Origin of the sequence: Leptolyngbya sp. AS-A5 (genome assembly GCF_039962495.1) — a bacterium.
Classification (GTDB): domain Bacteria; phylum Cyanobacteriota; class Cyanobacteriia; order Leptolyngbyales; family Leptolyngbyaceae; genus Leptolyngbya.
Genome location: NZ_JAMPLL010000023.1, coordinates 1 through 17,719, shown reverse-complemented (window position 1 = coordinate 17,719; position 17,719 = coordinate 1). Strand labels below are relative to the sequence as shown.

At 49.5% G+C, this 17,719-nt stretch carries 14 protein-coding genes and 1 pseudogene; 6 read left to right on the top strand and 9 right to left on the bottom strand.

Annotation, left to right across the window (positions count from 1 at the left end):
* Nucleotides 1–330 precede the first annotated feature (330 nt).
* The 3 genes from NC980_RS20125 to NC980_RS20115 are packed head-to-tail and all read left to right on the top strand — an operon-like array spanning nucleotide 331 to nucleotide 3,726.
* A complete protein-coding gene (locus tag NC980_RS20125; RefSeq protein ID WP_190375914.1) occupies nucleotides 331–1,302 on the top strand; it encodes an ABC transporter ATP-binding protein in 972 nt (323 codons plus the stop codon).
* The gene (locus tag NC980_RS20120; protein ID WP_190375913.1) at nucleotides 1,299–2,099 is read left to right on the top strand and encodes an ABC transporter permease; all 801 of its coding nucleotides are present in this window, start codon (nucleotides 1,299–1,301) and stop codon (nucleotides 2,097–2,099) included. Before NC980_RS20125 ends, NC980_RS20120 begins: the two co-directional genes overlap by 4 nt.
* A gap of 4 nt (nucleotides 2,100–2,103) precedes the next feature.
* Complete coding sequence (locus NC980_RS20115) at nucleotides 2,104–3,726, top strand: Gldg family protein (RefSeq protein WP_190375912.1); 1,623 nt, start codon at nucleotides 2,104–2,106, stop codon at nucleotides 3,724–3,726.
* Between the two features lie 51 nt (nucleotides 3,727–3,777).
* On the opposite strand, the gene NC980_RS20110 is transcribed toward NC980_RS20115, so the two are convergent.
* From NC980_RS20110 to NC980_RS20100, 3 genes are all read right to left on the bottom strand, one after another.
* A complete protein-coding gene (locus tag NC980_RS20110; RefSeq protein ID WP_190375911.1) occupies nucleotides 3,778–3,918 on the bottom strand; it encodes a high light inducible protein in 141 nt (46 codons plus the stop codon).
* A 189-nt stretch (nucleotides 3,919–4,107) separates the two neighbouring features.
* Nucleotides 4,108–4,635, bottom strand: coding sequence for an FKBP-type peptidyl-prolyl cis-trans isomerase (locus NC980_RS20105; protein WP_190375910.1), 528 nt, complete (start codon nucleotides 4,633–4,635; stop codon nucleotides 4,108–4,110).
* A gap of 37 nt (nucleotides 4,636–4,672) precedes the next feature.
* Entirely contained in the window at nucleotides 4,673–4,996 is a 324-nt protein-coding gene (locus NC980_RS20100; protein ID WP_190375951.1) for a phasin family protein, read from the bottom strand.
* A gap of 142 nt (nucleotides 4,997–5,138) precedes the next feature.
* Between NC980_RS20100 and NC980_RS20095 the strand changes: the two genes are divergently transcribed.
* Together NC980_RS20095 and NC980_RS20090 are read left to right on the top strand one after the other, a co-directional pair.
* Nucleotides 5,139–6,320: a class I SAM-dependent methyltransferase gene (locus NC980_RS20095; RefSeq protein WP_190375909.1), complete on the top strand. Its 1,182-nt coding sequence runs from the start codon at nucleotides 5,139–5,141 to the stop codon at nucleotides 6,318–6,320.
* Between the two features lie 622 nt (nucleotides 6,321–6,942).
* Complete coding sequence (locus NC980_RS20090; protein ID WP_190375908.1) at nucleotides 6,943–9,651, top strand: methyl-accepting chemotaxis protein; 2,709 nt, start codon at nucleotides 6,943–6,945, stop codon at nucleotides 9,649–9,651.
* 336 nt (nucleotides 9,652–9,987) lie between these two features.
* Here NC980_RS20090 and NC980_RS20085 read toward each other — a convergent pair whose 3' ends face one another.
* The 3 genes from NC980_RS20085 to lexA form a co-directional block, all read right to left on the bottom strand.
* Nucleotides 9,988–10,362 carry a hypothetical protein gene (locus NC980_RS20085; protein WP_190375907.1) on the bottom strand — a complete coding sequence of 125 codons (375 nt, stop codon included), beginning with the start codon at nucleotides 10,360–10,362 and terminating at the stop codon, nucleotides 9,988–9,990.
* Between the two features lie 553 nt (nucleotides 10,363–10,915).
* Nucleotides 10,916–11,809 (bottom strand): hypothetical protein, encoded by an 894-nt coding sequence (locus NC980_RS20080; protein WP_190375906.1) that lies wholly within the window; start codon nucleotides 11,807–11,809, stop codon nucleotides 10,916–10,918.
* Nucleotides 11,810–11,899: 90 nt separating this feature from the next.
* Nucleotides 11,900–12,541, bottom strand: a complete 642-nt coding sequence (gene lexA / locus NC980_RS20075) for a transcriptional repressor LexA (RefSeq protein ID WP_190375905.1) — start codon at nucleotides 12,539–12,541, stop codon at nucleotides 11,900–11,902.
* Between the two features lie 129 nt (nucleotides 12,542–12,670).
* Between lexA and mnmG the strand changes: the two genes are divergently transcribed.
* The gene (gene mnmG / locus NC980_RS20070) at nucleotides 12,671–14,575 is read left to right on the top strand and encodes a tRNA uridine-5-carboxymethylaminomethyl(34) synthesis enzyme MnmG (protein WP_190375904.1); all 1,905 of its coding nucleotides are present in this window, start codon (nucleotides 12,671–12,673) and stop codon (nucleotides 14,573–14,575) included.
* Between the two features lie 799 nt (nucleotides 14,576–15,374).
* On the opposite strand, the gene NC980_RS20065 is transcribed toward mnmG, so the two are convergent.
* The 3 genes and pseudogenes from NC980_RS20065 to NC980_RS20055 all read right to left on the bottom strand — a co-directional run bounded on the left by NC980_RS20065 (nucleotide 15,375) and on the right by NC980_RS20055 (nucleotide 17,435).
* On the bottom strand, nucleotides 15,375–15,659 hold the full coding sequence (locus NC980_RS20065; RefSeq protein WP_190375903.1) for a hypothetical protein: 285 nt from the start codon (nucleotides 15,657–15,659) through the stop codon (nucleotides 15,375–15,377).
* An 82-nt stretch (nucleotides 15,660–15,741) separates the two neighbouring features.
* Nucleotides 15,742–16,119 (bottom strand): annotated as a pseudogene (locus NC980_RS20060) (restriction endonuclease); the annotation flags it as partial.
* Nucleotides 16,120–16,541: 422 nt separating this feature from the next.
* A complete protein-coding gene (locus NC980_RS20055; RefSeq protein WP_190375901.1) occupies nucleotides 16,542–17,435 on the bottom strand; it encodes an alpha/beta hydrolase-fold protein in 894 nt (297 codons plus the stop codon).
* Between the last annotated feature and the right edge of the window lie 284 nt (nucleotides 17,436–17,719).

Below are 17,719 nucleotides of genomic sequence, written 5' to 3'. Positions count from 1 at the left end.
GAATCCGAAACAGATTTGGCTTGAAGTCCCCCACGCGTGGGGGATTTAGGGGGCGAAGGATCTGTCGCACTCAAAAATCAATTTGGTATGAAACAGCAATTGCGAGGACTGAAATTGCAATCGCGAGAACTGAAATTGCAATCGCGAGGACTGAAATTGCAATCGCGAGAACTGAAATTGCAATCGCGACCACTAAAACAGTGCATCCGATCGCTGATCTCAATTTTGAGAAAGGCTGAGAGCAAATCGTATCGGTTTGCGTCAAAATGCAGGCAGTCGCGGCAAAACTTTGCTACTCTACGAGACTGCGACCCTAGTTCTCTCAGGTTTATGATCGAAGTTGAGCATCTCAGCAAAGTTTATGGTTCAACCGCAGCGATCGAGGATGTAACTTTTTCGGTCGAGGCAGGCGAAATTCTCGGTTTTTTAGGGCCTAACGGTGCTGGAAAAACCACCACGATGCGAATTCTGTCAGGCTATCTGCCAGCGAGCCGAGGAACGGCAAAAGTTGCAGGGTTTGAGGTGCATGAGAATTTGATGGCGGTGCGGCAGAAGATCGGATATTTGCCGGAAACGCCGCCGCTTTACCCTGAGATGACAGTTCAGGGATTTCTCAACTTTGTCGCGCAGATTAAGGGCGTGAGTGCGGGCGATCGTCCGACTCGAATTCAAACCGCATTAGAAAAAACCGGATTAGTAGACAAGCGCAAAACGCTGATTCGTAAGCTGTCTAAAGGGTATCGACAAAGGGTCGGAATTGCTCAAGCGATCGTGCATGATCCCCCTGTAATTATTCTCGACGAACCCACGGTCGGACTTGATCCACGCCAAATTATCGAAGTGCGGAATTTAATCAAGCAACTCGCGGGCGATCACACCGTTATTCTCTCAACGCATATTCTGCCAGAAGTGAGTATGACCTGCGATCGCGTCACGATTATTAATCGCGGTCAAGTCGTCGCAACCAATACGCCGGATCAGTTAATGGCGCAACTCAATCGCGGTTTGGGCTACGAGTTAGATGTGGAGGGCAATTGGAACGCGATCGAGCAGTGCTTAAACTTAGTTGAAAATGTGCAATCGATCGAGCAACTTTCAGGGTCAGATCAACGTTACCGCATTCGTGTAATATCGCAGTCCGACACAGAACCAGGACGGGAGATTGCCAGTGTCCTAGTGCGAAACGGCGTTGGACTGTATGAGATGCGGCGAATGCAAGCCAGCTTAGAAGATGTGTTTTTAGAGCTAACGACCGAAGAGAAACCTGTAGAAGACGCGATTGAGGGAGAGCCAGAAGCATGAAGACAGTTCTATTCAACACTTTGGCGATCTATCGGCGAGAATTGCTCAGCTACTTCATGTCGCCCTTAGCGTATACGATCGCAGCCGTGTTCTGGCTGATTTCTGGCTTTCTGTTTACAGTAACGCTCGATGGAGTGATCCAACAGGCAGCCCAGTACGATCAAGCCGCCGCCGCAGGAATTAGAACGGCTCCGATCGACATCCCTTATGAATTCATCCGCACGATCTTAGGAGTGATTGGTTCACTATCACTGTTTGTATTACCCGTTCTATCGATGGGGCTATATGCAGAAGAGCGCAAGCGCGGCACCTTAGAATTGCTAGCGACATCACCCTTAACGAATTGGGCGGTTGCAGTGGGGAAATTACTGGGTGTGATGACGTTTTTCTTTACGATGTCATTACCGTTACTGCTATACGAAGCGATCGCGCTCTCAAATATTAATCCACCGATTCAACTTAATGTTCTATTGCTGGGTCATGCTGGGTTGCTTCTACTGGCTGGAGCAGTCTTGTCGTTAGGAATGTTTATGTCATCTCTAACAGATAGTACGATCGTTGCTGCAATTTTCACATTCGCGTTAGTGATGGCGTTGTGGGTTGTGGATTTAGTGGCAAAAAATTTTGGGGGTGCGATTGGAGAAGCGATCGGACATTTATCCTTACTAAAACACTATACAAACCTGATCCAAGGCATTGTTGATACCAGTAGTCTTGTCGTGTTTGCAAGCTACATTTTTCTTGGAATTTTTCTGACGGCTCAATCGATCGATACCTTCCGTTTCCAGCGTTCCTAGTGTTATGAAAAGACGCTTAAATTTCGTAAAATTTCTGATTCTACCGGGCGCAATGCTAATTCTTGCAGGCATTTCCGCTGGGATTATCTCTGGAGCTTGGGGAGCGATTCCAACCGGATTGATCATCGCAGGAATTGTAGTAATCGGCTTGTGGATGTTACTAATCGGACGCTTCAAAGATCCATTAGAGCCGAGCTTTTGGAGAAGACGATCGACGCAAGCCAGCACCAATGCGATCGTGAGTACGATCGCGGTTCTCGTGATTCTTGGTTTGATTAACTTCCTCGCAGTCCGATCCGTACAACGAATTGATTTAACCGAATCTCGACTGTTCACGCTGTCGCCCGAATCTCAGCAAGTTTTGCGAGAAATGCAGCAAGGCGTAAAGGTTTGGGTGTTCTCCGGCGATCGCAATCCTCAAGATATCGATTTGCTCGAAAACTATCAGCGCAGAACGCCGAAATTTACCTTTGAGTACGTTGATCCTCAGACAAATCCGGGCCTAGCGCAGGCGTTTGGCATTAAGAATGCGGGTGATAATCGGGATGTGTTTATCGAACTGCAATCGAGTAAACGCCGACAATTTCTGCAAAGCATTTCCTCGCAAGCTAGACTTTCTGAAAATCGTGTCACGAATGGAATTTTGCAGATTACCAGCGATCGACGATCTAAAGCCTATTTCCTTCAAGGTCACGGAGAAAAATCGCTCACAGACGGAGAAGGGGCGATTTCTAACTCAGTCAAAGCTTTAGAAGAAAAGAACTTTACCAGCGAACCGCTCAATCTGGCTCAACTGGGGAAAGTGCCAGCGGATGCTTCTGTGGTTCTCGTTGTCGGTGCGACTCGCGCCCTGGCAGAAGGTGAAGTGAAAGCCCTCCAAGATTACTCAAATCAGGGTGGAAATTTGCTCATTGCGATCGATCCCAACATTAAATCGGGTCTCGATGCGCTGCTTGGAACTTGGGGAGTCAAACTCGACGATCGCATTGCCATTAACGCACCCGATCAGCGATTAACCAACGCAGGCCCCGCTGTGTCTGTCGTAACGCAATACGGTGCTCACCCTATCACCAAAGACTTTGGCAACGGTATTTCGTTCTACCCGATCGCACGTCCGATCGACATTACCCAGACCCCAGGCATTCAAGCGACCCCACTTCTGCTAACCGATCCCCAAAGCTGGGCAGAATCCAACATCAAGCAGCAACCCCTTAAGCTAGACGGCGGCGATCGACCAGGGCCCTTAGCGATCGGAGTTGCGCTTGAACGCATCGTTACGCCGACTGTTTCCCCGTCTCCCTCCCCTAGTCCAAGCCCGACTGCCTCCCCTTCTCCAAGCCCCACAGCCTTACCTGCCAAACCCGCGAGAATGATCATTTTCGGCAATTCCACCTTTGTCGTCAACGGCTTTTTCAATCAGCAGCTTAATGGCGATGTTTTTCTCAATTCCGTTACCTGGCTGAGTCAAGACCAACTCCAACCGCTCTCCATTCGCCCAAAAGAAGTGAGAAATCGCCGCATTGTTCTCACCAATGAACAAGCTGTGCTGATTGGATTTTTAGCATTAGGACTTGTGCCCTTATTCGGCTTTGTGAGTGCTGGTGTGGTTTGGTGGCAAAGGCGCTAAAAAACCTGGAGTAACGTTACCCCAGGCGCATAACGATAAACCCAGTGAGAATTACATCAAGCCCAACTGAGCAAGGATGCCTTTTCCGGTCATTAGCTCAGTCGCAAGACCGATCGCCAAGCCAAGCATAGCCAAGCGACCATTCCAGCTTTCAGCGAAATTGGTAAACCCAAACTTTGCCTTTTTCTCCATGTCCATTCCCTCTTTCAAAAGAAAGATTACGATACATAATTTAACACTTCTTAAAAGATTTGACCATCATCAGATGTGAAGACGAACGATTAAAGCGCTTCGATGGCTCTGTGTCATCAAGCATTTCGCTATAAAAATAAGCCCTCCAGCACTAACACTGAAGAGCCTGAAAAATCACTAAATTGCGACTTAGCCAACCTTAAGCAATTCCACATCAAAGAGCAGTGTCGCATTCGGTGGAATCGGACCAATGCCGCGACTGCCATAACCTAAGTCTGGTGGAATCTCCAGCATTCTTCGTCCGCCGACTTTCATCGTGCCGACTCCTTCATCCCAGCCCTTGATCACTTGACCCACGCCGATCTTGAACTTAAACGGCTGACCCCGATCGCGGGAACTATCAAACTTCGTTCCGTCGGTTAACGTGCCCGTATAATGCACCGTCACAACTTGACCTTCTTGGGGCGTCGCGCCCGTTCCTTCAACAACCTCGGTGTATTTCAGTCCAGAAGCTGTTGTGACCGTTTCTTTATTCTCTGCGTTAGGAGTTGTCATAGGTTTAAGATCAGCAGCTTGAGCCACTTGAACAACAGGAGCAGTCTCGGTTTCGGTTAGGTTTGCCGCGATCGCACTGTCCCGCGAACCCGTTACTTGTGCCACAATCAGCAGCACTACGCAAACCACCATTACACCAAAACTGATCAAAATCTCTCTCATCGATCAGTCCTCTCGAATGTGCTTTCTAATTCTGACACTATTTCCAGAGCTTATTTTCTAAATCGCGCAGTTGGCGTTCTAAGCGATCGAGTCGTCCCCGCAATTCATCCATCTCGGCTTGACGCGGTACACCGAGATCCATCAGCATATTGCGAAGCTGACGCTGCATCTGAGCTTCAAATCCGCCCTGCTCGGTTTTCAATTGAGTCATCAAATCATCAACAAAGCCCTTTGCTTGCTCAGGGTCTAGCTTGCCGTCTTTTACCCACTGATCACCCACTTGTTTGAGTCTTTCGGTAACCAGAGAAGTTGTCCCCACACCCAACATCAGAAGCTGCGTGATCCAATTATTGTTATCCATGATTTTTTGTGTAGCCTGATCGGTTCCGCTTACGTCCATTGTGGCAAATCTCGATCGATTCGCAACAGGACGGTTTCCCGTCACAGGGGCGCATCGAATGAGAGACTAGATCTATATCGGCTTGCTGTGATTTTTCCTAACTATGTCAGACTCTCAAACGATTAGTGCTGCGGTTGCTGCGCTTTATAATACGTATCCTTTTCCCCCAGAGCCTTTATTAGATGAGCCACCGCCCGGATATAACTGGCGCTGGAATTGGCTTGCTGCTTATAGTTTTTGCACCGGACAAAAACCAACTCGCCAAGATGTCCGAATTTTAGACGCAGGCTGTGGAACAGGTGTAGGGACTGAATATCTCGTTCACTTAAATCCCCAGGCTCATGTCACTGGAATCGATCTGAGTTCGGGAGCTTTGTCGGTTGCACAAGAACGCTGTCAACGATCGGGAGCCGATCGCGTCGAGTTCCATCACCTCAGCCTTTACGATGCGGATCAATTGCCAGGACAGTTTGACTTAATCAACTGCGTCGGGGTTTTGCATCATTTACCCGATCCGATTCGGGGGATTCGATCGCTCTCTGCCAAACTTGCGCCCGGTGGATTGATGCACATCTTTGTGTATTCAGAATTGGGGCGACATGAAATTCAGCTAATGCAGGAAGCGATCGCGCTGTTGCAGTCGGATCGCTCGAATTATCGGGAAGGAGTCGCGATCGGGCGACAACTTTTCGCGTCGTTGCCTCCGAATAATCGTCTGGTGCGCCGGGAGCAGGAGCGCTGGTCGATGGAAAATACGCGAGATGAATGTTTTGCTGATATGTATGTGCATCCGCAAGAAGTCGACTACAACATTCATACCCTGTTTGAGTTGATTGATGCTTCGGGCTTAGAATTCCTGGGCTTTTCTAATCCGCGTCAGTGGGAAGCGTTGCGATTGTTCAATCATCCCGAATTATTAGAACGGGCAGAACAACTGAGCGATCGAGAACGATACCGCTTGATTGAACTGCTCGATCCAGAGTCCGTGACTCACTATGAATTCTTTCTGAGTAAAGGAGAGTTACCGCGATCGGACTGGAGTTGCGACGAAGCGCTGTTGAATGCTATTCCTGAGCGGAGCCCTTGTATGGATGGTTGGGAAAGTCGCTGTTTGTTTAACTACGACTACCAAATCATTAACTTGTCCGAGGATGAGTTTGCATTTCTCAAGGCTTGCGATGGCAATCAAACGCGATCTGTGAAAGACATTCTCTCTGAAGTTTCGCTTTCATTGGAGTTGGTACGATCGCTGCAATCACAGCAATTGATCTTACTCAGTCCATAAGATGCTTTGATCCGGGTGAAGCTAAGTAGACAAGCCTCACTAAACTTGACACTCCCTACCGCATGGCGGACTACGGTGTATACACATCTTCTTCTCACTTCGTTGTCATCGGCTTCAGCCCCCTAAATCCCCCATTCTGGGGGACTTCGATTCGAAGCTTTGGCTTCAAAGCCCCCCACTCGTGGGGGATTTAGGGAGCTGACTCAAACGCAGCGAGAAAGAGATGTGTATACACCGTAGCGGGAGAAGGGTTGGAAATGAGGGCAAATCGGTTAGAACGCAGATGAGAAAATCATTTGAGGAGAATGAAACAGGTCTGCTGGGGAGAAGGGAGCTAGACTCCTGTTTCCCCCTCCTGCAGGAGAGAGCTAGGGTGAGGGTAGATCCAGAGTTTGTTTAATCTGCGATCCCAAGACGATCGAAGTCGCATAACAGTTTTTTTCTAAATTGTCTATAGAGTGAAGTTGGAAAAAGAATGCGCTAAAAACTCTCGACAGAGTAAGGCATTAGTGACACAATCTCTGCTAACGAATGGAAACCGTAGAAATACTGAATTCAATTCGTCACTTCAGACCCCAGCGTGGATTCTGTTCCTGAATTCGTTCTAAGGAATGCCTGTACTATGTTCAAAATTGATTCGCTCCAGCGCTTTGTTCCTGCTGCGTCAGCTGATGCAGCAGAAGGAACTGCCCAATCCTCAAAGTCATCCAACCCGCTGTCATCCCGCTTTAGCCCCCTGAGCTTTAGACATCAAGTCGCTGCGATCGCGATCGCGCTTGGAATGCTGCCGACTTTAGCGGTGGGGGTTGTGAGCTATCGATTAAACGATCATGCTGTCAATCAAGCGATCGAGCTTCAGCAACTCAGCGCCAGAATGACGAGCGATGCCGTCCGATACTATATTAAGCAGCGACAGGCAGAAATTAGCACGATCGCAACGCTTCCCATGCTGAATGATGCGAAAGTTTGGGATAGCTTGCTTCCCGCCGATCGCGCCATTGCGCTCGATCGAGCAACTCAGGCTTATAGCGCTTATAGCAACATTGTGATATTCGATCTAAACGGAACTGCTCTGCTGCAAACTCAGCCGCAGATCATTCCTAACCAAGCGCAAGAGTCTTACTTTCAGGCAGCACTCAAAGCGAATCGAGTGAGCGTGAGTGCTGCGATCGAAAATGAAAACCAGACGGTGCTGTATTTCAGCCAACCTATCCAAGAGAGTACGACCGGAAAAACCATTGTGATCGTCCGAGCCACTCTACCCACTCGTAACCTTGCAGACCTCGTTTCCATAGCGCCGCAGTCCTATAGCATTGCTGATGGTGCCAATCGCTTTGTAATTGCTTCCAACTCAAATTCAAGCACCCTAAACAGCTTTGCTGATTCACGCACTCTACAAAGTAAGTTCTGGACAAACGACCAAACACAGCGCCGTTTGTTTCTGACTCAAGCCCCGATCGCCCCAATCGAGCAGCTACCGGAGCTGAACTGGCGCATTATTCTCAGCGCTCCTGCTGAGCAGATTTCGGAGCCTTCGCGCCTGTGGGTGTTGCTCATGAGTAGCGGAACCGCGATCGCCTCTGGATTCATCGCCATCCTGCTTGCCAATGCTTTAACTCGTCGCATCAGTCTGATGAAAAATCGGGTGCGGAAACTTTCAGATGGCGATTTCAGCACCCGACTAAACGTCAAAGGCAGCGACGAGATTGCAGCGTTTGGTCAAGTGATTGATCACATGGCAGAAACGATCGAACACTCGATGCGCGAACAATCGAAAAACGTAGATCGGCTACAGCAGCTTAATCAAGCCGCCTTCAACATTCGCAAATCGATTGATTTTGATCAGATTGTCCAAACCGGAGTTCAAGAGGTTCGGTATCTGCTGAATGTCGATCGCGCGATCGTCTATCTCTTTGACGAGAACTGGCAAGGCAGCGTCATCGCTGAATCGGTCGCAATGCAGTTTCCAGCAGCGCTCGGCGCGAGAATTGCTGATCCTTGTTTTGCAGAACACTATGTCGAAAAGTATCGCGCAGGTCGGGTTCATGCGATTCCGAACATTGCTGAAGCAGATCTTGATCCGTGTTACCGAGGACAGTTAGAACCCTTCGAGGTGAAAGCGAATATTGTTGCGCCGATGGTGGTGGAAGGCAACTTAATCGGATTGCTGGTCGTGCATCAATGCAGCGCGCCGCGTCAGTGGCAACCCTCGGAGATCAGTTTATTTATGCAAGTTGCCCTGCATCTGGCATACGCGATCGAGCAAGTCAAGTTAGCGGCTGAGCGCGAAGCAGCGCAAGCGCAAGCTGCTCTGGCTCAAGACCGTCAAGCGCAGCGAGAAGTCTTGCAAGCGCAACTGCTCGAATTGATGCAGCAAGCAGAACAAGCGGCGCACGGTGACTTGACAGTTCGGGCAGCCGTGAACGGTGCAGAAATTGGGACGGTTGCTGACTTTTTCAACACGATCGTCGAAAGCCTCCAATGCATTGTGAAACAAGTCAAACATAGTGCTTTAGAAGTCAATGCTTCGTTGAGCCAGCATGAGGGTGCGGTGCGATCGCTGTCTGCAGATGCGCTCAAGCAAGCGGAAGAAACTCAAGTGACGCTGAGCTATCTTGATCAGATGGTGCGATCGATTTACACAGTTGCAGAACGCGCCAAGCAGGCTGCCGAAGTGAGTCATACCGCAGCGCTGACGGCACAAGCGGGTAAGTTCGCTGTGAATCAGACGGCTGAGAGCATGGACGAGCTAAGGCAATCGATTAGCGAAGCGGCGAAAAAGGTGAAACGGCTGGGAGAATCTGCTCAGCAAATCTCAAAAGCTGTGTTGTTAATCAATCAGATCGAAACGCAGACGAATGTGTTGGCGGTAAATGCTGGAATTGAAGCGAGCCGTACCGAGGAACATCAGGGATTTGCCACGATCGCAGAGGAAGTGAGCGCTTTGGCGGGTCGAGCTTCTGCGGCAACGCATGAGATTTCGCAGTTAGTCACGACGATTCAGCAAGAAACGGCCGAGATGGTGAACGCGATGAAGAAGAGTACCGCTCAGGTGGTGACGGGGACTGAATCCGTGGAGTCGGCAAAACAGAGCTTAGAGCAGATTATGCAGGTGTCGTATCAGATTGATCAGATTGTGCAGTCGATTTCAGAAGCAACCGTGTCACAGGTAAGTACCTCAGATAGGGTGTCGCAGTTGATGAATACGATCGCTCAAGTGGCGAAACATACCTCAAGTTCATCGCTTGACGTTTCAAGTTCACTCAGAGAAACGGTCAGCGTTGCGAAATCACTGGAACAATCGGTGCAAATGTTTAAGGTGAGCACTTGAATTTGCAGCTAGTGATGTTTGGGTAAAAAATGCGATCGCATCAATTCCGATGCGATCGCACATATAGCAATCCGATTTGAGTTGTGAAATTCTGGAAAGCCCCCTAAATCCCCCATTCTGGGGGACTTTGATACCAAATTGATTTGTGGATGCAACAGATTCTCTACTCAAAGTCCCTCATTCTGGGGGACTTTGAGTAGAGAAAGCACTTCCCCAATGCAGGGAATTTTCCGAGTTTCAAAGTCCCCCAAATTTGGGGGATTTAGGGGGCACGACAGACTTTGCGTTGCACGAGTCATTTAGGACTGCCATAGCATATGCCACGCCAAAAAAGGACTAGACTAATTCGGCGGTTTTCGTTTGGCGAGTGGGGCGTTTGTACGTCGATTTGCGCTTCAGTCCGACGGTTTGCAGTTGAGGACTGTCTGCACCATATTGAGCAATCACCGCTGCCTTGGCTTCAAGAATGCAGTTGTGGAATTCCCATTCTGCAATGCGGGCTTCTTCGAGGGCAATGCGAGATTCTGCTTTGAGTCGGGCTTCTTTCTCTTGTGCGGCTTGCATCTTTGCATAGGCTTCTTCGATGCCTACGATCGAAGCTTCTCGGCGCAGGGGCTGATAGTTGCTCAAGGTACGCAATCCATGAAGGACGGCTTCCCCTTGTTCTAAGCTTTCGGGTCTGACTCGGTTGCTGGTATTCTGTGTCGCCATTGTTAGAGTGTTGTGGATCTAAGTATCTGAAGACAAGATTCCCGATTACAGTCAGGCATGAAAGACGATCGTTGTGCTTTTTGCAATCTTTAAGTGAGTTGAGCAACGATGGAGTTTGTGTAAAGCACGATCGGCTGTGATCTTTTCGCAGTCTGATGTGATGTTTTCGCGGACTCGCTGTAGGATTCCGCAGGGTCGTTTGACCTTTTCGCAGAGGGGTGTGATCTTTCCGCAGCTTCGTGTGATCCTTCCGCAGACTCGTTGGATCTTTCTGACAAGTGAGTTGCGGTATTAATCTTGTAGATTGTCGAGGACTGGATTGAGTTGCTGGGTCGCCTCGTTGCCATCGGGGTCAGCCCCCATAAATCCCCCAAATTGGGGGACTTTGAACTTGAAGAAATCATTGCATTAGAACACTCTCTTTTCCTCAAAGTCCCTCAGAGTGGGGGATTTAGGGGGCGAAAGCTCTCAGCAATCACAGACCAATCGACTTATGTGTACACGGTAGTCTGCCATGCGGTGGGGTACTTCACCTGATCAAACGCCAGTTTGATTAATCGCGAAGCCGTGCTGCTTCTGGGAGCGGTCTTCCTTTCGGCTCTGGCAAGGAAGGACGGCGCTCATAAGGCAGCGGAATGTATTGCACCGAAGGACGACCGCCTTGAGGCTGCGGATATAGTTCCATCAGGTCGTAGATTTCGCGATCGAGTCCGACGGTGATCGGCAATCCAAGCTCTGATGCCTCTTCTACGGTTATTGGATAATCGTGTGTAACTCTTCCGGTGGTGAGCGCATCGATCACCGCTTCTACCTTCTCAGACGCAATCTTTGGATTCGGAACTGTGTCGTTAAGTAAGGTACGAACAAAGCGCTGAACTTGCGCGATCGCTTTGCGCGACAAGTCCGCCATGATTAACGTTTGATCGTCGATGTCTCCGATCGGCTTATCTTCTACAACTTTCAAAACGCTGGCTGCGGGGAAGTTGCCCAACTGCGGATCAACGGGGCCTAACACCGCATTAGCATCCATCACAATTTCGTCTGCTGCCAACGCTAACATCGTTCCACCGCTCATTGCATAGTGCGGCACGTACACGGTGACTTTTGCAGGGTGGCGAATCAGAGCGCGTGCGATCTGTTCGGTTGCAAGTACCAGTCCACCGGGCGTATGCAGAATCAGATCGATCGGCACATCCGCCGGCGTGAGGCGAATTGCCCGCAGGATTTGTTCAGAGTCTTCGATCGTGATGTAGCGAGAGAGCGGAATTCCCAACAGGCTAATCGACTCTTGACGATGCACCAGCAGAATCACACGGCTATTGCGCTTACGTTCGATGTCTTTGAGCGTGTTGTACCGTCTCGTTTCAGTTTGCCGCCGTTGCCATAGCGGTTGCAGTGAAGAAAAAATGAAAAACACCCAGATTAAATCAAAGAAACTGAAAGTCATAGAATTCACTTTGAGACAGATGGTTCTATTGTTTCAGTTTCAAATTAGGGGAATCTCTACCTGGGGGGCTAAACAGAAGGTGATTTCCAGTTAAACTAAACCGCGTACCAAGCCGACAAATACGCCTTCGATCGTCACTTCGTCCGCTTGTTTCTCAATGACGGGATAGCTTGGATTTGCAGGTTGTAAGAAGATCTGATCACCGCTCCAAAACAAATGCTTTAAGGTCGTTTGTGTTTCAAATCGGGCTGCGACAATATCGCCGTTTTTGATTGTGCGGGGTTCCGGTTCTTTTCTGAGAATTACCACATCGTTATCTGCGATCGCGGCTCCGATCATACTGTCTCCTCGAACCCGTAGCGCAAAATACTGACTCATCTGCTGCCGTCGTTTTCCAGCAAAATGCGGCAAGGTAGAAACATCGACATATTCTTCAATTTCTGACTCTGCAAAAGTTTCGACCAGTCCGCCTGCTGCAATTACACCCAAAATCGGAATGTTGCGCGATCGTGGCTTGCAAATGATCAGTGACTTTACGGCTCCTTCTCTCCAAGCCACGTAGCCTGCATCTCTCAAATCCGCTAGATGGTAGCGTATTGTGTCTTTTGACTTGTAGCCTAATGCGACTGCCATTTCATCGTAAGACGGTACAGAGTGATAGCGATCGATGTGGTCTTCGAGCCAATCTAACAGCTTCTGTTTAGGAGGAGAGAGGTCAGCCATCATATTCATAGGACACTTGTACTTATACGGTATCTTATTCTTATGCCTAATTCTAGATTTCCCTAAGATTTCCGGTATCCTGCTTGAGTTTCAACTTGCCTTCTAGAATAGAGATTGCACCGATCGTCCGAGAGAGTTATGAGCGTAGAGTTTCTTGATGCGTATGATGTTGTCGTTGTGGGAGCCGGACACGCGGGCTGCGAGGCGGCGCTTGCGACTGCACGCTTAGGCTGTCGGACATTGCTGCTCACTTTGAATCTCGACAAAATCGCTTGGCAACCTTGTAATCCAGCAGTTGGCGGCCCGGCAAAATCTCAGCTTGTCCATGAAGCGGATGCCCTCGGCGGCGAGATTGGCAAAATCGCCGATCGCACGTATCTGCAAAAGCGAATTCTCAATTCGTCGCGAGGTCCTGCGGTGTGGGCATTACGAGCGCAAACCGACAAGCGCGAATATGCCTCCGTGATGAAGAATATCGTTGAGAATCAGGAAAATCTGACGATCCGAGAAGGCATGGCGACGGATCTGGTGTTGAACGCAAACGATGAAGTGATCGGCGTTGAGACTTACTTCGGTGTAGCGTTTGAGTGCAAAGCGGTTGTGCTGACGACCGGAACGTTTCTCGGCGGCAAGATTTGGGTCGGCAACAAGTCGATGGACGCGGGACGTGCGGGAGAGTTTGCGGCGATCGGCTTAACCGAGACGCTGAATCGCTTCGGCTTTGAAACCGGACGGTTAAAAACAGGCACACCTGCGCGGGTCGATCGCCGATCGGTAAACTTCGATGTCCTAGAACGCCAACCGAGCGATCCAGAAGTGCGCTGGTTTAGCTTCGATCCAGAAGTTTGGGTCGAACGCGAACCGATGGATTGTCATTTGACGCGCACCACTGCCGAAACTCACCGGATTATCCGCGAGAATTTGCATCTATCACCTGTGTATGGAGGTTGGGTGGATGCGAAGGGGCCTCGATACTGTCCCAGTATTGAAGATAAGATCGTGCGATTTGCCGACAAAGAGAGCCATCAAATCTTTATCGAGCCAGAAGGACGCGACATTCCAGAACTGTATATTCAAGGCTTTTCAACGGGGCTGCCTGAAAAAATTCAACTGCAAATGCTACGATCGCTCCCCGGTTTAGAAAACTGCGCGATGCTGCGTCCTGCTTATGCGGTGGAGTATGACTATCTTCCAGCAACGCAGTGTTACCCAACCTTGATGACGAAGAAGATCAACGGTCTATTTTGTGCGGGTCAAATCAACGGCACAACGGGTTACGAAGAGGCAGCGACTCAAGGGTTAGTGGCTGGAATTAATGCCGCACGATTCTGCCGCCATCAAGAAATGGTAATCTTCCCGCGTGAACAAAGCTACATCGGAACTTTAATCGATGATCTTTGCACAAAGGATCTGCGTGAACCCTATCGGATGCTCACTTCCCGATCGGAGTATCGATTGATCTTACGCTCAGACAACGCCGATCAACGCCTAACCCCGTTAGGGCGCGAAATAGGATTAATCGACGATCGACGCTGGGCATTGTTTACTCAAAAGCAAGAAAACATCGCCGCAGAGAAAGAGCGATTGCACGAAACGCGAGTCAAAGAACATGACGAAATCGGGAAAGCGATCGTTCAAAGTACACAGCAGGCGATCAAAGGCTCGATTACGCTTGCCGATCTTTTGCGTCGCCCTGGATTTCACTATGTTGATCTCCATCGTTATGGTTTAGGGAATGCGAACTTAAACGAATTTGAGAAAGAAGGCGCTGAGATCGATATCAAATATTCAGGGTACATTCAACGCCAGCAACATCAGATCGAACAAATCAGCCGACAAGAAAATCGCAAACTTCCAGGAACGCTAAATTACAACGAGATTGAAACGCTTTCCAAGGAGGCGCGAGAAAAGCTGTCTAAAGTGCGCCCTCTGACGATCGGGCAAGCCTCCCGAATTGGGGGCGTGAATCCGGCTGATGTGAATGCCCTGCTTGTTTATCTGGAAGTGCAAGCGCGTCGATCAGCTGAGGTCGTAACGGGCTAGAAGCGTCAGGATGAGAGCGAGAGTTAAGTAATGAGAGAGGTTCTCACTTTTTGTTCTGGACTCAGCAATGCTTCATATTGTTCAAGACATCGATTTGTCATTGCCGCAACATCTCATCCCTCTTTCCTCCGCGAAGCAGCTACCGTGTACACACAAGTTGATTGATCTGTTACCGCAGAAATCCTCTGCCCCCTAAATCCCCATGAATGGGGGACTTCGATCCAAAACTCCGAGCTCAAAGTCCCCCATTTTGGGGGATTTAGGGGGCTAAAGCCTACTCAAACGAAGCGGGTTACGACTTGTGTGTACACGGTAGCCGCGAAGCAGGGAGGGGATTTCCGTCTAATCTGCTAACACCTGCCGCCGTAATGGGATTCAAGGCTCGAATACAGATTTTCTATCTAACTAATTTGTGCTGTTGCCCATCGCCGCAACAGTTCTATTTCTAATACCGAATTAAACATAGAATGCGACAGATCATACTCAAAGTCCCCCAGAATGGGGGATTTAGGGGGCAAGAATCTGTCGCATCCACAAATCAATCTGGTATCAGAATCTCTCAAACCTGTCTCCCGATCGTGCGGCTAGAGTAGCGGCTCATCTCACAAACTGATTAACAATTTGACTCCAATCTCTGGAAGCTAAGTGCTATTCGCCCTGCGCGTTTTGCTAATAAATTTAATAGATAAAAAAATCGGACGCAAAACTCATCGTTGTTTGCGCCCGCCGATCCTCTAGAGAGTTCGACACGCGCTGTGGTTCACTCCCGTAAGCTCCAAACCCAGGCTGCGGCGGGATTTTACCACGAAGGAATGCGATGAACGATAAACGTTCCACCATGTTCATCGGGCACGCCGCGCTGCAAGACGACATAAGAGATTTGTTTGTTCTCCGTCCGAAGCTCATAGGTCGCACCGCCCAGCCCGGTCGCTTCACTAACTTCTTCAGGTACAAACTGCGACTCAATCTCGCCTTCAAGCTCACGTAACTGAGAGCAAAGCGATTTGTAATAATTCAGCGCCGCCTCTGCTTGAATTTGCAAACTGACGTACTGATCTAGTATCTCCTTGAACTTTTCATCCATCAAAGCCGCCTCCTGAATTCAACCACCACCACAGTAGTTCAAGCGATCCAGGAAGTACCAGAGTAGCGCTCGCGTTAAAAAGCTAACCCGCCAGGATTTCCAACTGTACGTCTCCGTCATCCTTGCTCCGCGGCGCGGATTTCAGTACCCCTGCTACTAGCGGCACGTTAAGCGCGGCTTTCTCGTGAACGATGTCTTCGACGGTGACGATTTGAATTTTCGGAACGTCCCGATCAAAGAATTGATAGTGATAGTGTCCCGCCGCCTTTGCCTCCTTGATCATCGGTTGTGTGGGCGGCTTGAGCGTGATGAAGATACCCAAATCTGCCTTCTCGCGGCTCATTGTGCCTGCTAGGTCTCGAATATTCCTCGCGTCCACTTTGCCCGATTTGACTTGGAAAATAATGCTACCGAACTGCTTATCGGTGATAGGAAAGAAAGCGCGATCGTCCACGCCTTGATCCGCTCCCTTCTTCTAATTGATGGCGGCGCGGTTTTTAGAGTTTAGAGTATGTGGGAACTGCCCATTTCTCGAATTCTTTGCGAACTCGATCGTCTTTCCGGGCTACCAGTGCCTCAGCCGCCGCCCTGTCGCGGGGCACTTCAAAAATAATCACGTTATTCAAAACATTGCTAACGTGAGCATCTTCGAGCCGTTTGAGGTGAGGCTAATACTTTGATAGGCGATGTCGATGCCAATCCAGCGTAACTCAATCGATCATTGCCGCAAGCCCCCAAGCTCGGCGATGATCGATTGAGTTACGCTGGCGCGATCCACCGAATCAACACAACAGTGATTGCGAGGCACATTATCTAAAAAGTTGGGAAGAGCCCATAGAGCGTGGTAGGAAACAACTGAAAATTGTCTGGAGATGCCTGACTTTAAGAACCAAAAAAAATCTTCAGCACGTTCGGCATCCGACGTGACCAAGATCCTTCCCTGTGGTCGCCATTAGGGTCTTCAACCACAAACAGCGATTGGTTGAGTTGATACCTAAACTCGCTCTGGAGCAAGTCCCGCATCTCCCGCCCCCGTACGGTCGTTCGCTCTTCAATAAACGAATTGTGCTGGCCCCCCGTGCGAATCAGTCCCCAATCCAGATAAATCTTTAACCGTTTCGCAGCATTTTGTAGCGTTGGGCGGGCTCCATCTATTAATTTGGACGATGACAACGAGCGCCCCAGGGGCAAGTCTAGCGGCATCGAATCCAACCCGACCCAGAATGAGGGAGAAAAGGCTGCGACCAGACGAAACTGGTCAGGATAATGAGTCGACAGATAAAAAGCAGCGAGTCCCCCATGAGATGAGCCTAAGGCCATAGTGTTTCTCGCATCCGCAAGGGTGCGGTAATTCTGGTCGATAAAGGGCTTCACACAGTTGGCGACATAGCTGGAGTAGGCATCGACGCCACAACAATCCTGTTGCCAGATTGGGGCATGGGTATATTCGCGCTCACGATTAAGGGGATAAATGGCTACGACAATCACCTTGCGAATTTGCTGCTGGCGGTACAAGTCACTGAGGAGCTCTGCCATGTGCCAGGCTTGCTTCTCTGGACCGCCGGGGAAAAAGGCTGTATTGCCATCATTCATGTAAATCACCGGGTACCGTTCCGCACTCGTTTCATAATCGTGTGGCACAAAGACGTGCACTTTGCGGGGCGCATCGTTAAGACCCGCGACTTGGAGCCGATCAAAGGTGTGGAAAAACCCAGCCGAGTGCCCTTCATCATGAAACCAAGCAACTTGCCCCCCTTTGTTAAATTGCGTTGCCATCGCAGGTTCCTAAATAAATATTGTCTCCGAAATTATAGGGGAAGTTGATGTAACCGACATTCCTGAAAGGTTAAAGCGTCCACTGTACAAGCATTTCAGGTGAGTTAGCCACTAAAAAACTGACTGACAACAGGCAAAGGTTAGCCTGATGATTGGTTTCCCTATGCCGATCGCTCCATGGCTGATCCTGGTGTTCATGTTTGGGCTCCACGCCGTACTAGCTTGATTACGGTACTCTGAAGCCTGGAGGACCTTTGCTCACTCATTTCGCTGAGCGATTGCTT